14 protein-coding genes are annotated in these 14787 nt (G+C 63.5%); 8 read left to right on the top strand and 6 right to left on the bottom strand.

All coding sequences use genetic code 11. The annotated features are described in order from the left end of the window. Positions 1 to 30: 30 nt before the first annotated feature. A complete protein-coding gene (locus tag NKI37_RS04595; RefSeq protein WP_023669968.1) occupies positions 31 to 783 on the top strand; it encodes an SDR family NAD(P)-dependent oxidoreductase in 753 nt (250 codons plus the stop codon). Between the two features lie 53 nt (positions 784 to 836). Here the strand turns inward: NKI37_RS04595 and NKI37_RS04590 are convergent, their stop codons facing one another. Beyond that, positions 837 to 1733, bottom strand: coding sequence for a LysR family transcriptional regulator (locus NKI37_RS04590; RefSeq protein WP_023669967.1), 897 nt, complete (start codon positions 1731 to 1733; stop codon positions 837 to 839). Between the two features lie 146 nt (positions 1734 to 1879). On the opposite strand from NKI37_RS04590, the gene NKI37_RS04585 reads away from it, so the two are divergent. After that, complete coding sequence (locus NKI37_RS04585) at positions 1880 to 3415, top strand: MFS transporter (RefSeq protein ID WP_352789647.1); 1536 nt, start codon at positions 1880 to 1882, stop codon at positions 3413 to 3415. 10 nt (positions 3416 to 3425) lie between these two features. Here NKI37_RS04585 and NKI37_RS04580 read toward each other — a convergent pair whose 3' ends face one another. Genes NKI37_RS04580 through NKI37_RS04570 form a run of 3 tightly spaced genes read right to left on the bottom strand, consistent with a single transcriptional unit; the run spans position 3426 to position 5688 of the window. Next, entirely contained in the window at positions 3426 to 3740 is a 315-nt protein-coding gene (locus NKI37_RS04580; RefSeq protein ID WP_031197571.1) for a nuclear transport factor 2 family protein, read from the bottom strand. Then, positions 3740 to 4516, bottom strand: coding sequence for an esterase family protein (locus NKI37_RS04575; protein WP_352667077.1), 777 nt, complete (start codon positions 4514 to 4516; stop codon positions 3740 to 3742). The genes NKI37_RS04580 and NKI37_RS04575 overlap by 1 nt, the downstream gene beginning before the upstream one ends. 5 nt (positions 4517 to 4521) lie before the next feature. After that, on the bottom strand, positions 4522 to 5688 hold the full coding sequence (locus NKI37_RS04570; protein WP_023686186.1) for an ATP-grasp domain-containing protein: 1167 nt from the start codon (positions 5686 to 5688) through the stop codon (positions 4522 to 4524). 481 nt (positions 5689 to 6169) lie between these two features. Between NKI37_RS04570 and leuA the strand changes: the two genes are divergently transcribed. From leuA to NKI37_RS04550, 4 genes are all read left to right on the top strand, one after another. Next, on the top strand, positions 6170 to 7846 hold the full coding sequence (leuA, locus tag NKI37_RS04565) for a 2-isopropylmalate synthase (RefSeq protein ID WP_352543309.1): 1677 nt from the start codon (positions 6170 to 6172) through the stop codon (positions 7844 to 7846). Positions 7847 to 8038: 192 nt separating this feature from the next. Continuing rightward, positions 8039 to 9808 carry a tetratricopeptide repeat protein gene (locus NKI37_RS04560; RefSeq protein ID WP_352789650.1) on the top strand — a complete coding sequence of 590 codons (1770 nt, stop codon included), beginning with the start codon at positions 8039 to 8041 and terminating at the stop codon, positions 9806 to 9808. A gap of 103 nt (positions 9809 to 9911) precedes the next feature. Then, complete coding sequence (locus NKI37_RS04555; protein WP_023686188.1) at positions 9912 to 10715, top strand: alpha/beta fold hydrolase; 804 nt, start codon at positions 9912 to 9914, stop codon at positions 10713 to 10715. Between the two features lie 84 nt (positions 10716 to 10799). After that, positions 10800 to 11417, top strand: coding sequence for a hypothetical protein (locus tag NKI37_RS04550; protein WP_023686189.1), 618 nt, complete (start codon positions 10800 to 10802; stop codon positions 11415 to 11417). Here the strand turns inward: NKI37_RS04550 and NKI37_RS04545 are convergent, their stop codons facing one another. Continuing rightward, complete coding sequence (locus NKI37_RS04545; protein ID WP_023683636.1) at positions 11418 to 12344, bottom strand: metallophosphoesterase family protein; 927 nt, start codon at positions 12342 to 12344, stop codon at positions 11418 to 11420. A gap of 70 nt (positions 12345 to 12414) precedes the next feature. Here NKI37_RS04545 and NKI37_RS04540 point away from each other — a divergent pair, with 70 nt between their 5' ends. Then, on the top strand, positions 12415 to 12915 hold the full coding sequence (locus NKI37_RS04540; protein ID WP_352789653.1) for an NUDIX domain-containing protein: 501 nt from the start codon (positions 12415 to 12417) through the stop codon (positions 12913 to 12915). A 16-nt stretch (positions 12916 to 12931) separates the two neighbouring features. On the opposite strand, the gene NKI37_RS04535 is transcribed toward NKI37_RS04540, so the two are convergent. Next, entirely contained in the window at positions 12932 to 13918 is a 987-nt protein-coding gene (locus NKI37_RS04535) for a glutathione S-transferase family protein (RefSeq protein WP_352789656.1), read from the bottom strand. A 271-nt stretch (positions 13919 to 14189) separates the two neighbouring features. On the opposite strand from NKI37_RS04535, the gene NKI37_RS04530 reads away from it, so the two are divergent. Then, on the top strand, positions 14190 to 14726 hold the full coding sequence (locus NKI37_RS04530; RefSeq protein WP_023683633.1) for a GNAT family N-acetyltransferase: 537 nt from the start codon (positions 14190 to 14192) through the stop codon (positions 14724 to 14726). Positions 14727 to 14787: the final 61 nt, after the last annotated feature.

Below are 14787 nucleotides of genomic sequence, written 5' to 3'. Positions count from 1 at the left end.
GGAAGAGGAAAAGTGCCCATGAAACGTCGTGTGAATGCCGTCGATCTCTCAGGCCGGGTCGCCGTGGTGACCGGCGGCGCGCAAGGCATCGGCCTTGCTGTCGCCCGGCGACTGCTGTCATCGGGCGCCAGCGTCGCCATCTGGGATGTGGACGAGACCGCAATGGCGAAGGCCGTTTCCGAACTCGCCCCGCTCGGCCGGGTCGAGGGTTTGCTGTGCGATCAATCGCTGATGGAGGCCGTCGACAGCGCCGCGACCGAAACCGAGCGCTCGCTTGGTCCGGTCGATCTGCTGGTAAACAATGCCGGCATCGCCGGACCGGCAGCGACGGTGGCGGATTATGATCCTGCCGCCTGGCGCCAGATAATCGACATCGACCTCAACGGCGTCTTCTACTGCTGCAAGCGCCTGGTGCCCGGCATGATCGCGCGCAGCTACGGCCGCATCGTCAACATCGCCTCGGTCGCAGGCAAGGAAGGCAATCCGAATGCCGCCGCCTATTCCGCCGCCAAGGCCGGCGTGCTCGCGCTGACAAAATCGCTCGGTAAGGAGTTGGCTGGCCACGACATCGCCGTCAACGCGCTGACCCCATCGCCCGCCCGCACCCGCATCCTCGAACAGCTCACTGAGGCCCAGGTCGCCTACATGCTGGGCAAGGTGCCGCGAGGCCGGTTCGTCGAAGTCGAAGAGGCGGCTGCGATGATCGCCTTCATGCTATCGGACGAAAATTCCTTCACCACCGGCGCAACGTTCGATCTCTCCGGCGGCCGCGCCACCTACTGAGAAGCGCCGCTGTTCCTTGCTGTCGCCGTCGCTGTCGGCCGCGAAGGACTAATTCAAGAGCCGCTCAGCGTCGCGGCAAGCCGGTCGGGAAGAAAGTCGACGAAGGCGCGAACCTTTGGCGACAAATGGCGATTGGACGGCCAAAGCAACCGGAACTGGCCGCGGCCGTCGACATGGTCGTCCAGCACCGTGCGCAGCAGGCCGTCACGCAGCGCCTCGCGGACCAAGAAATCGGGCATCGAGCTGATGCCGAGCCCGGCCATCGTGGCGCCCTTCAGCGCCTCCGTGTTGTTGCAGGTCAGCATCGAGCGGACCTGCGGCTCGGCGCTGCCGCCGATGAACGGCCAGCCTTGCAGCTTGCCGCTGTTGGGAAAGCGGAAGCGGATGCCGTAATGGTTCACGAGATCGTCCGGGCGGCTCGGGTTGCCGTGCTGCTCGATATAGGAGGGTGCCGCACACAACAGCAGCCGGAAGGGTGCAAGCGGCCGCGCCACCAAGCGCGAATCCGGCAGGTCGCCGCTGCGGATCGCGATGTCGACGCCTTCGTCGATGAGGTCCACGATGCGGTCGTTAAAGTCGATGTCGAGTTCGATTTCGGGATAGCGCGCCATGAACTCGGACAGCACCGGGAACAGCAAATGATAGGTCACGATCGGCGTCGAAACGCGCAGCCGCCCATGCGGTGTTTCGCGGCTCCGCGACAGCATCGCCTCGGCATCGTCGATGTCGTCGAGGATGCGCCGCACCCGCTCGTTGAACAGCTTGCCCTCTTCGGTCAGGCCGATGCGGCGCGTGCTGCGCTGAAGCAACCTTACGCCGAGATCCTGCTCGAGCCTGGCGACGCTCTTGCCGACGGCCGATGCCGAGATGCCGAGCGTGCGGCCCGCAGCGATGAAGCTGCCGAACTCAGCCGTGCGGGCAAAGGCCAGGAGCCCATTGAGGCGTTCCATCGCATCTCTCCATTCGAGCGTTTCAGTCCGGTATATCTGGAGATTTAACACTATTTTTCTCGAAGTGTCGCGAGCCTATCTTCCCGTTACGACCGGCGCAGCAAGCTTGCGGCAGGCCGGCGGATCCTGGTTCAGATAGGAAATCCATGACCTCGAAGACCACAAACGGCGCGGTCGCGCCATGGCTTGTCCTGTTGTCGGTATGCCTTGCCGCCATGACAATGCCCTTGACCTTCACCGGCCCGGCCGTCGCGCTTTCCCGCATTGCGGCCGACCTCGGCGGCAGCCCGATCGCGCTCAACTGGGTGACCAACGCCTTCATGCTGACCTTCGCCGCCACCTTGATGGCATCAGGCGCGCTGGCCGACAATCATGGCCGCAAGCGGCTCTTCCTTGTTGGCCTCGCCACCTATGTGCTGGCATCGCTGGGATCGATGTTTGCCCCTGATATCGTCTGGTTCGATGTGCTCAGGGCTGCGCAAGGGCTCGGCAGTGCCGCCGCCTTTGCCGGCGGCGCCTCCGCTCTTGCCCAGGAATTCGATGGGCCATTGCGGCTGCGCGCCTTCTCCTTCCTCGGCACCAGTTTCGGCATCGGCCTCGCTTTTGGGCCGATCGCGTCGGGCCTGCTCATAGATGCTTTCGGCTGGCGATCGATCTTCGTCTTGGTGGCAGTGCTCGCGATTGCAGCCGCTTTGCTCGGCCTGCGCACCATCAGGGAATCGCGCGATCCGGATGCGACCGGCCTCGACTGGGCGGGAGCCGGCACCTTTACGATCGCGCTGGCATCGCTGACCTACGGCGTGCTGCAAGCGCCGCAGAGCGGCTGGACCGATCCCCTGGTGATCGCGCTTCTCGTGGCGGCCGCCCTTTGCTTTGCCGCTTTCGTCGTCGTCGAGCGGCGCGTGCGCCGGCCGATGCTCGATCTCTCGCTGTTCCGCTTTCCCCGCTTCGTCGGCGTCCAGTTCCTGGCGGCCGCTCCCGCCTATGGCTTCGTCGTCCTGCTGGTGCTGTTGCCGATCCGCTTCATCGGCATCGAGGGGATGAGCGAGATCAAGGCGGGGCAGTTGATGATCTGCCTGTCGGGACCGCTGTTGATCCTGCCACTGCTCGCCGGCCAGGTAGCGCGCTGGATCGCTCCGGCAACGATCTGCGGTGTCGGCCTGCTTGTGGCCGCCGGCGGCCTTGTCTGGCTGAGCCTGACATCGCCTGTCGTCGCAGCGCTGGTGGCGCCGCTGATCCTCATCGGCGTCGGCATCGCCCTGCCCTGGGGGCTGATGGACGGACTTGCCGTCGGCGTCGTGCCGAAAGAGCGTGCCGGCATGGCGGTCGGCATCTTCAACACCACCCGCGTCGCTTGCGAAGGCGTGGCGCTGGCGATCGTCATGGCAGTCCTGTCGGGTTTCACGGCAGCCCAACTGGCGGCTCAGGGAACGGCATCTTCCCTGGATGCAACCGCCGCCGCGCAGCTGCTGGTGACCGGCAACATCGGCGAAGCGGCAGCCCACTTGCCGGGTGCCGGAGCCACGGTCCTGGTCCAGGCCTATGAGACCGCGTTCGACAGGCTGCTGATCGTGCTGGCGGCAATCACCATCGTCACCGCTCTTGTCGTCTTTCTCGGCTTGCGCCGTGGATCGGCGGTGGAACACGAGACCATTGCTCTGCCGGTTTGCCAGGAAGGGTAGCTGAGCCGTGTCAGGAGATGGCGAGGCTCGCTATGCGGTGGCCGTCCAGCACGAAGGTCATGTCACCCTCGCCGTTGAAGCCATTGCCTTTCACGGCGATGCGGACGCGATAGCTGCCCTCGACCTCGGCGATGCGGACAATGCGAAGATTGGACTTCACGCCGATATTGTCCGACTGGTTCCAGCGCGCGATCTGCTGGCGGCCTTGGAAGGACCGCCCCCAGTCGGTCAGGGACGCGTCGGCTGTGAACGTGTCGAGAACGGCTTCGCTATCACCCGCATTGGTGGCCTCGATAAAGCGGCGGATAGGTTCGGGTGTGGCCATCAATCGAGCCGGTGCATCAGATCGTCATCCAGCCAGCGGCCGAAGAAATAGACCAGCTGCTTGTGCCACCATGGCCAGTCATGACTGACATCGCCGCCCCAATAGTCGACCCAGGCGGGAATGGATTTGTCGCGCAGGATCTGTTCCAGCCTGCGCGTCTCGACCAGCATCCGCTCTTCCCAGGCGCCCTGCCCGCAGCAGAAGATCATCCTCAGCGACTTCAGCCGGGCAAGCAGTTTTGGGTCTACGATGCCGGGCAGATAGTCGAGCGGCGAATTGTAGAAAATGTCGCCTTCCAGCACCTTGCCGAAGAAGTCGCCCGCCGAATAGACGCCCGACAGCGCGATGACGCCGCTGGCGAGTTCGGGAAAGCGAAAGACGAAGTTCGAGGAATGATAACCGCCCATCGAACAGCCGGTGAACAGCGGCTTTAATTTGCGCCCGCCATTGGCTTGCTCGGCGGTCGCCAGAAACTCCGGCAGCGCCTCCTCGCGCACATATCGGAAATAAGCCTCGTGGCGACCGATACGGTGGGCGGCGCCGGCATGCTTGTTGAAGAACGATTCCGAATCGACGCCGTCGACCGCAAACAGCTGGATGCGGCCGGTATTGATGAATTCGGCCAGCGCTCCAACCCCGCCGGAATCCTCGAACTGGTAGAACCGCCCCTGCGACGTCGGGAACACCACCACCGGCCGGCCGGCATGGCCGTAGCGCTTGTATTCCATGTCGCGGCCGAGATTGCCGGAGAAACCCTTGTGATAAGAGATGTCCATCGCGTCTAAGCCTTTTCCGCGTGGATGTAGGCGACAGCCGCGCGCAGTGCTGCTTCGTCCTTCGAGCGCATCTGGTAGGCGTAATTTCCCATGGCGCGGCTGAAAACCTCTTCAATTGGCTGATGATGGACGATCTTGTCGCGATGCGCGGCTATCACGTCCTCATGGCTGTGCAAATAGTCGAGGCGCCGCTTGCGGCTGGCATAGGCGGTGAAATATTTGCCCTCGTAAGGCCCGCCGGCGGCATCCTTCACCACCATGTCCGCCCAGGCCGCGTAGACGTCGATGTCGAACGTGTAGTTGATCGCATCGGTCATCCAGGCGCCGGGCGGCCGCATGTTGACCTCAAGCGCGATGACGCGGTCGTCCTTGGTTTCGAACAGCTCGATGTGGAAGAAGCGCTCGCGCACGTCGAACGCCTTGAGGATTTTGCGGCCGGCCTCTTCGATCGCCGGTCGGACCTTGGGAAAGCAGGTGTAGCTCATGTGGCGATCCTTGTTGACCACTTCCATGATGCTCTGGTCGTAGCGGTGGCTGGCCGCCAGCACCACCTCGCCGTCACGGTTGACCAGCCCATCGAAGGTCACCACCAGCCCCTCGATGAATTGCTCCATGACGAAGGTCACGTCCTCGGGCTTGTCTCTGAAGAACTGGTCGAGTTCCCTGGCGTTGGAAATCTTGAAGGTGTTCGAGGCGCCGGAACCGGAATCGGGCTTCACCACCACGGGATAGCCGACGCGGCGGATGAAGGTCATGGCACCGGCCCGGTCGGAGCATTTGCGCTGGGCGATGGTGTCGACGCCGCTCTTGCGAAAGAATGCACGCATGCGGCTCTTGCGCTTCAAATTCTTCACGAAATCGAGCTTGGTGCCGTAGATGTTGAAGTCGGTGCGGATATTGGCTTCCAGCTCCAGCCAATGTTCGTTGAGGGACTCGAAGCGCTCGATCCGGCCCCATTTGTGGATGAAATGACCCATCGCCCGGAACACCGGGTCGTAGTCCTCCATGTCGGCGATGCGGTAATATTCCGACAGGGCCACCTTCAGCTTGCCGTCCAGCGCCTCATAAGGAGCATCGCCAATGCCCAGCACCGTGGCGCCGGCCTTCTTCAGCCGGTCGCAGAAATCGGCGCCGTTGGCGGGAAAATGCGGCGAGAAGAAAACAAAATTCACGGATGACCCCTCCGACGGCGAAGCATTGCGGCCTCGGCTACACGCAAGTCTGGCGCATTTGCCGCGCATGGGGAAGAGTGCTCGCGAGTGGTGGAATGGCAGCCCACTTGCCTGTCCATGGCGGCTCCTGTATGAAACCCGCCATGAACACGCGCGTCTCCTCCGTCGCTTCCCGTCCGACTGGCTTTGCCGGCGAGACGGTGCGCGCGCTGGCATCGACCCTGCTTCTTCTCGGCCTTATCGGCGATCGCCGGGTTCGCTGAAGGAGCGCCCGGCGGTCGAACCGCCGCTTACGCGCACGCTCCTTGGCCAGTTCAGAAATTGGCAATTCACATCAACGAACGAAAATCTGATAAGGCGCTGCTCGCCTTGGAATCCGTCCGAAGACCGATCCGCGAGCCGCCGGGAGAACCAGACGATGAACGCACGAGAAGACATCCGCGCCGGCGAAGCCGAAAGCGTAAAGCGCGCGGCCGGCCGCATGCCGGGCGCGGCCCGAAAATACCAGCCCTATCCGACGGTCGGTCTCACCGACCGCACCTGGCCCAACAAGGTCATCGACAAGGCACCGGTCTGGTGCTCGGTCGATTTGCGCGACGGCAACCAGGCGCTGATCGATCCGATGGGTCATGAGCGCAAGGCGCGCATGTTCGCCCTGCTGCTCGACATGGGTTTCAAGGAGATCGAGATCGGTTTCCCCTCGGCCTCGCAGACCGATTTCGATTTCGCCCGCTGGTGCATCGAGGAAGGCAATGTGCCGGCTGATGTTTCGCTACAGGTGCTGGTGCAGTGCCGTCCCGAACTCATCACCCGCACCTTCGAATCTCTGAAGGGCGCCACCAACCCGATCGTGCATTTCTACAATTCGACCAGCGAGTTGCAGCGTCGCGTCGTCTTCGAGAAGGATGTCGGCGGTATCAAGCGCATCGCCACCGACGCGGCCAAGATGATCACCGACATGGCGGCCAAGGCCGGCGGCGGTTATCGCTTCGAATATTCGCCCGAAAGCTTTACCGGCACCGAGCTCGAAGTCGCGCTGGAGATATGCAACGCCGTCACCGAGATCGTGAAGCCGACAGCCGACAACAGACTGATCATCAACCTGCCGTCGACGGTCGAGATGTCGACGCCCAACATCTATGCCGACCGGATCGAATGGATGTGCCGCAACCTGGACGACCGCGAGAACCTGCTGATCTCGCTGCACCCCCACAACGATCGCGGCACCGGCATCGCCACCACCGAGCTCGGCCTGATGGCGGGTGCGGACCGCGTCGAAGGCACGCTGTTCGGCAATGGCGAGCGCACCGGAAATGTCGACATCGTGACGCTGGCGCTCAACATGTACACGCAAGGCGTCGATCCCCATCTGGATTGCTCCGACATCAACCGGATGAAGGACGTCTACGAATATTCCAACCAGCTGAAGATCTCCGAGCGCCATCCCTATGTCGGCGAACTCGTCTACACCGCCTTTTCCGGCTCGCACCAGGACGCCATCAACAAGGGCATGAAGGCCTTGAAGAAGGCCAACACGCCGGTCTGGGAAGTGCCCTATCTGCCGATCGATCCGGCCGATGTCGGACGCAGCTACGAGGCGATCATCCGCATCAACTCGCAGTCGGGCAAAGGCGGCATCGCCTATGTACTGCAGGCCGATTACGGCCTCAATCTGCCGCGCAACCTGCAGATCGAGTTCAGCCAGGAGATCCAGGCGATCACCGACGCCGAAGGCAAGGAAGTGCCGGCAAAACGCATCCATGACCGCTTTATTGAAACCTATGTCGACCAGCCCGGCGCACGACTGAAGTTCCTCGACCATCACACCTATCCCGATACCGAGAAAAAGGGCCGGCGCGTGGTCGAGGCGGTGATCCTCGACAACGGCAAGGAGACGACAATCGCCGGCTCCGGCACCGGCCCGATCGACGGCTTCGTCGATGCGCTGTCGCGTCATGTTGGCGTCGACATGTCGGTGCTTGATTATTCCGAACATTCGCTCCAGCGCGGCTCGAACGCCTCGGCGATTTCCTATGTCGAGATGGAATATCCCGGCGGCAAGCTGTTCGGCGCCGGCATCAACACCAACATCGTCGCCGCCTCGCTGGAAGCCGTTGTTTCGGCCGCCAACCGAATAATTAGCCGCAAGGCCGGCTGATATTTTCCTGGGCGCCGAATGTCCGCGGCGCCCGGAAATCCCTCATTTGCCGGGAGAAATTCCGGTTTTTCGTGTCTCCACCAGTAACTATCCGGTGTGTTACGCGATCGCATAACATAAGCATGCTTGTATGGAAGTGCAGGCTCTATATGATTGCGCCTCAACCTGTGCCGAGTTCGAGAGGATCGACACTTGCAGCATGCCACGCCTGCCGCCCCCGCAGTGCGCGAGACACTGGAGCGACTGCTCGCCAGCGAAACGTTCGGCCGTTCCGAGCGCGCGCGCAAGTTGCTGCGCTATCTTGTTGAGCGCGAGCAGGCCGGCGAAGCCGACAGGCTCAAGGGTTTCTCCATCGCCATGGACGTCTTCGGCAAGGACGGCGATTTCGATTCGTCGACCGACGCCGTTGTCCGGGTGCAGGCAGGCCGGCTGCGCGAACTTCTCCAGCATTATTTCGCCAATGAAGGCATAGCCGAACCGGTTCGCATTGCCATTCCGCGCGGCGGCTACGTGCCGTCCTATGAGCTCAACGCCATACGCCTGCCGGTTGGGCAGGAGCCGCTTGCGGCGGCGGTAGCCGCCTTGCCCGGATCGCCCGACCAGACGGCTCTTGACGCCGTTCCCGCTGCCGCGACAGCTTCGGGGGTTACAGAACCTGGGCCTTCGCTGGCGCGCCATCTCCAGTTCTTCTGGGTCGCCATGACGCTGGTCATTCTCATGCTGGGCGTGCTCATCCTGCGCCAGGGCAGCGGCGCATTGCTTGCCAGCAGCGATCCTACCGCGGTGGTCGAGACCGCGGGCGTAACGAGCAGCATCGCATCGCCGTCGATGGAGGCCCTGCCCCTCGTCTACATCGCCGTGAAGGCCACCGGCCCCGAGGCCGGCCGCGTCGCCGCTTCGCTGCGCGCCGGCCTTGCCGGTTTCGACACGATCGACTTCATCGGCCGCGACGCCGACAGCAAGCGCGATCCGAGCACCGACCCGACCAGCTTCGTTTTCGATGTCCTGCCGGGACCAATGGCAGGTGACGTGACGCTCGAACTGCAGAGCGTGGCGACCGGCCGCGTGCTTTTGTCCCGCAGTCTGACGGCCGCCGACAGCGCACCTGGCACCGTCGAGGATCGTATCGCCGCCATCCTCAGCTCGACCGTTCCCGCCTCCGGCCCGCTCTACAGCTACATCGAACAGAACGGCATTCAGACCGGGCTGACGAGCTGCCTGATCCTCAACGACAGATACTATCTCGACCAGAGCACCAGGACGCACGAGGCCGCCTATCGCTGCCTGGACAACCTCGCCGGCCAGGGTGCGAAATCGTCGTTGGTCTATTCGGAACTGGCCTCCCTGACCCTTGAGGCCGCCACCGATCATTACGCCTATCCGCCTGGCGCGACGGTCGAACAAGCAATGTCTTTCGCCCATCGCGCCATCCAGATGGGACCGACCAGCCCCTATGCGCACCGCGCCTATGGCTACCTCAATTCGCGCCTCGGCAACACCGAGGAATCGATCCGCTGGATGCGCAAGGCCTATGAGCTCAACCCCTACGACCTCGGCATGGCTGCCGCTTACGGCTATGGCCTGATCTTTGCCGGCAAATATGCCGAGGGAACACCCATCCTGACCCATGCCGTCGAGACGTTCAGCGGCCATCCGACATGGTGGGATTTTGGGCTTTTCGCCGGGCAATTTATGCTGGGCGACATGAACAAGGCCGCGATAGCCAGCGAGTCGCTGCGCACGACGGCGATGAAATCGCATTATCTGGCAGCGCGGCTGATCGGCGCCAAGGCTGCCGGCCGCGAACAGCTGGCAGCCAAGCTTCTGGATGAGCTGACCACCAAATTCCCGAAATTCGCCGCCGATCCGCGCGCGGCCTTCGCCGAGCGCAAATATCCCGCCGATCTGACCGACCGGCTGGTTGAGGCGCTGCGCGCCGCGGGCCTCGGCAACGCCAGCTAGTCTTTCCGGATCGCGAAAACTTTACTGGCCATCGGTCTGGACTGGGAGCAATCCAGCCTCGATTCGAATTTCCTCTCCAGTCTTGCAACAATCGCACATTTTCATGGTCTCATCCCTCTATGTTGCCGAGCGGGGCGCCGGGCCGAAGACGGTCGTCCTGCTGCATGGCTTCGGTGGTTGCCATGATATCTGGCGCGAGGTGACCGCGTCGCTAGGGCCCGATGTCAGGACTTTGGCCTACGATCTTCCGGGACACGGACTGTCTCTCGAATTTCCTGGCAGCGGCCCGGCCAAAACAGCGGCGCGAGCGGTTCTCGCCGATATCGCCGCACGCGGGATAGCAAGGGTGCATGTCGCCGGTCATTCGATGGGCGGCGCGGTCGCCTCCCTGATGGCGCTTGCCGAGCCTGAAAGGATAGGCTCGCTGACGCTTCTGGCGCCGGGCGGTGTTGGCCCCGAGATCAACGGACCGCTGTTGCGCCGCTACGCCGCGGCCGCCGACAGACGGGAAATCCGCGCCTGCCTTGCCGCCATGTCGGGACCGCGAAGCCCGCCGCCCGAACGCATCGTTGGCGTCCTGGCGGACCTACGCCGTCGCCCCGGCCAGTTGCGCAAGCTGATTGAGATATCGGCCGTCATGACCAGGAACGAGCGGCAGGGGGTCATACCCCGCGAACAGCTGGACACCCTCGACATGCCGGTGATGGTGGTTTGGGGAACGGACGATCCGGTGCTGCCCTTTACCCAGGCTGATTGTCTGCCGGCGCATTTTCATATTCATCACGTGCTCGATGCCGGCCATATGCTGGTCGAGGAAGTGCCTGATGTGGTCGCCCAGGCCGTGCGCCGAAACATGGCACGCCGCGGCAGGCGCCTGCGTCCGACATTCGAGGCCGCGGCGAGCTAACTTACTTGCGCCCCGCATCTCGCCAGTGCATTTTGCCGCCGCCTGTGTTAACTCGCAATTAACCATATCAGCGAGGCGACGCCGATGAAGGACACTGGCGAAAACATCACCCCCATCGACACCTCCCGCAAACTGTCCGACGCCGTTCGCGATGTGAAAAATGCCTTCGCCGATCGCGACGATGTCGTGGTCGACATGCGCGAGGCGCACCGGATGCGGCTTGATCTGCTCGCCGCCGAGCTCGCCCCGGTCTTTGCCGACGTGCCCGCCGACATGGACAATTTCGACTTCGTCGTCTCCTCCGGCCTGCAGCCCCGCCTGTGGATCGACGCCGTCAGCCATGTCGCCATGGGGCGCGACCGCCGCACCTACCGCTTTCTCAGGGATACCCGCATCGGCCGCGTCGTGCTCGCCGAATCGACCGATATGAAACCGGTCGCCGATCAGGTCACGCGCTATGTGGCGGAGCGTATCGTCGAGCGCCAGCGCATGATGGAGGGCGGTGTCGAGCCGGCCGTCGCCGACCTGAAACGCCCTGCGGTGGTCGAAGCGGAGCCGCCCTTGCAAGCAGCCGCGCCAGGCAAGAGCTGGTCGACCTTCTTTGCAGGCCTGGGCTTCGTCGCCGCCGGCGCGCTTGTTGGCCTGGCGGTGGCGGCCGCGCTGTTTTGGGATCGCCTGATGGCGATGAAGATCAGCTTCTGATCAACGATCTGGAGGCCTCGGTGTCTGCGCGCCGAGTTCAATGACCTGCAGGTCCGATGGCGGCAAGGCTGGCCCGGTCAGGCCGCGCCGCGTCAGGCGAATCAGCCAATTGCCCTTCTCCCCGTCAATATCGAGCAGATTGTACTGTGCCGCCGGGTTCTTGCTGCCTGGCGACTGCCCGGCGGCGGCGACGCCGACGACCGGAATCCTGGCGCCGCGCCCGCCGATGAAGAACAGCGACGGCAGATGCGAATGGCCGTGCAGCACGAGTTCGGCGCCATGCCTATGAACGGTCTTGTGGAAGCGGGAGATGCCGAACAGGCGCTTTTGCTGGGCGACGGCGCCGCGCACCGGCGGATGATGGATCATGATCACCCGCAACAGGCCGCGTTTGTTCGTTGCGTCGAGCACTGTCGCCAGCCTTTGCGCCTGACCTTCGAGGAAGAAGCCGTTGGCCATGAACGGCGCCGTGGCGCGCGCCGTCGAAACGCCGATCAGCGCGACATTGCCGCGTACGCGCAGATAGGGAAAAGCGTTGCGGTCGATCGGCGCAGTCACGCCGTCGCCGCTCATCCACGCCGCCCAGGAGCGGCAGACCTTGTCGAAGGCGCCCGGCACATAGGCGTCGTGGTTGCCCGGCACCACCGAGACATCCTCCGGCGAACCCAGCGTCTCAAGCCAGTGCTTGGCCATCTCGATCTCGCCGTCGAGCGCCAGATTGACCAGATCGCCGGTAACGGTGAGGTGGTCGGGTGTGCTCGCCTTCATGTCGGCGACGATGGTGTCGATGACGGCATCGTGCATATGGCGGCGGCGGTTGCGCTGCCAGTTGACGTAGCCGACGACGCGCTTGGACGCGAGTTCGCGATAGGTTACACCGGGAAGCGGCCCCAGATGGACATCGGAAATATGCGCGAGCCTGAACATCCTTCCTTCATAGGCGACGCGCTCCCCGCTTTCCACTCACTGTTTCCTGCCCATCCACGGTTTCGCTAGCATGGCTATATTGGACCCGGAGCAGGCCTTCCGCCAGATCGGCTGGGCGAGCCTCAGGGCGAGGCTGTTCCATCTCTATTTCCTGCTGCGGCGGCCGATGACGCTGGGCGTGCGCGGCCTGATCCACGAACGCGCCTCGAACACCGTCTTCCTCATCCGCCACACCTACGTTCCCGGCTGGCAATTGCCGGGCGGGGGCGTCGAGGTCGGCGAAACGCTTGGCGAAGCGCTGGTGCGCGAACTGGCCGAGGAAGGCAACATCGCGCTGACAGCCCAGCCGGTGCTGAAATCGATGCATTTCAACCGCCGCTCCAGCCGCCGCGACCATGTCGGCCTCTATCTCATCGAAACCTTCAACCAGACCGCGCCGAAACTGCCGGACCACGAGATCGCCGAAGCAGGCTTCTTTCCGCTCGACCGCTTGCCGCATGGCACGACGCCGGCGACGCTGCGGCGGCTTGCCGAGGTTTTTGAAGGCGAGCCGGTATCGCCGTACTGGTAGGCTGTCAATCCGATGCTCACGCCGCCTGCCTGAACCGCGCCCGGTCGTGCGGCGCGCCATAGTCGAGCCCAGGCCCGACCGGCACGATGCGCGTCGGGTTGATGCTCTCGTGGCTGCCGTAATAGTGCATTTTGATGTGGTGCAGGTTCACCGTGCCGGCGATACCGGGCACCTGGTAGAGGTCGCGCAGATAGTTCGAAAGGTTCGGATAGTCGGCGATGCGGCGCAGATTGCATTTGAAATGGCCGACATAGACCGGGTCGAAACGCACCAGCGTGGTGAACAGCCGCCAGTCGGCCTCGGTGATACGCTCGCCAGTGAGATAGCGCTGTTTTGACAGTCGGCCCTCCAGCGTGTCGAGCGCCGCGAACAGCTCGCCGAACGCCTCTTCATAGGCCGCTTGCGTGGTGGCAAAGCCGGCGCGGTAGACGCCGTTGTTGACGGCTGGAAAGACCAGCGCATTGACCTTGTCGATCTCGCCGCGCAGGCCTGGCGGATAGAAATCGAGAGCGGCATCGCCCCACTCGTCGAAGGCCGAATTGAGCATGCGGATGATTTCGGCGGATTCGTTGGAGACGATGGTCTCTTCCTTCTTGTCCCACAGCACCGGCACCGAAACCCGGCCCGAATAGGCTGGATCGGCCTTGGTGTAGATCTGATGCAGGAAGTCGAGGCCGTAGAGCGTGTCGCCGGTGGCGCCATCCTCGGCCAAAAACGTCCAGCCCTCAGCACCGAGGAAATGATGCACGACTGAAACCGGGATGATGTCTTCTAGCTTCTTCAGCGCGCGAAAGATCAGCGTGCGGTGCGCCCACGGACAGGCGAGCGAGACATAAAGATTGTAGCGTCCTGGCTCGGCCTTGAAGCCGCGCGTACGACCTTGCGCCGGCGCGCCGTCGCGCGTGATCCAGTCACGCCACTGCGTCTCGGCGCGGATGAACCTGCCGCTGCTATCGACATTGGCCGGACGGTCCTGCCATTTGCCTTCGACCAGCAATCCCATACGAAATCTCCTTGCGTGCCTTGGCCAATGTAGTCGCAAGGCGGCAATGTCGAAGCCGTCATCTGCTGAACAGAGCGTCACTCGTATGAAACGCCGGATGAAAACAGCCGATTGCAGCCGCCGGAAATTGATGCTAGCGGACACTCCGCATGTTCGATCTTGGCTTGATCCGGTTTGACCGACGACGAAAGGGCGCCCGCGCTTAGAAAGCGCTGACTGGCGAACGCTGCCGCTTGCAGCAACCTTTCCACTTTATCGGACCGCGAAGACCATGAGCCTTGCCGACGTGAAATACCTGCCGGAAACTCCGGCGCATGATCCCGAAATCGAAGCCATCAACGACGAAGCCTTTGGCCCCGGCCGTTTCGTGCTGGCCGCCTACAAGATTCGCGAGACCGGCGGCCACGAGCGCTCGCTATCCTTTGTCGCCATGAATGGCGACATCGTCGTTGCTTCGGTGCGCATGACCCGCATCGCCGCCGGCGCCGGACGCGCGCTGATGCTCGGGCCGCTCGCCGTGCGGCCCGCCTTCAAGAATCTCGGTATCGGCCGCCGGCTCGTGGCGATCGCGCTGGAGGCGGCCGCCAAGGCCGGCGCGCCGGCGGTGATCCTTGTCGGCGACGAGCCTTATTACGGCCCGCTCGGCTTCAGAAAGATCCCCCGCGGCCAGATCTCCATGCCGCGCCCGGTCGACCTCGACCGGCTGCTGTCGCACGAGATCGTGCCCGGTGCCGTGGCGCGGCTCTCCGGCGAGGTCGGCCATGCCAGCCTTGCCAGGATCGCGGAGCAGGCACCAGTGATGGCCTGAGCTCCAGGATCGGTCGCGGCACCGGTCGCGATGGATCCCCATTGGTCAGGTTGCACCATGG

The organism is Mesorhizobium sp. M0626 (genome assembly GCF_040320665.1).
Taxonomy (GTDB): Bacteria; Pseudomonadota; Alphaproteobacteria; order Rhizobiales; family Rhizobiaceae; genus Mesorhizobium.
The sequence above is the reverse complement of the archived record's forward strand: the minus strand, read 5'-3'. Positions and strand labels throughout refer to the sequence as shown.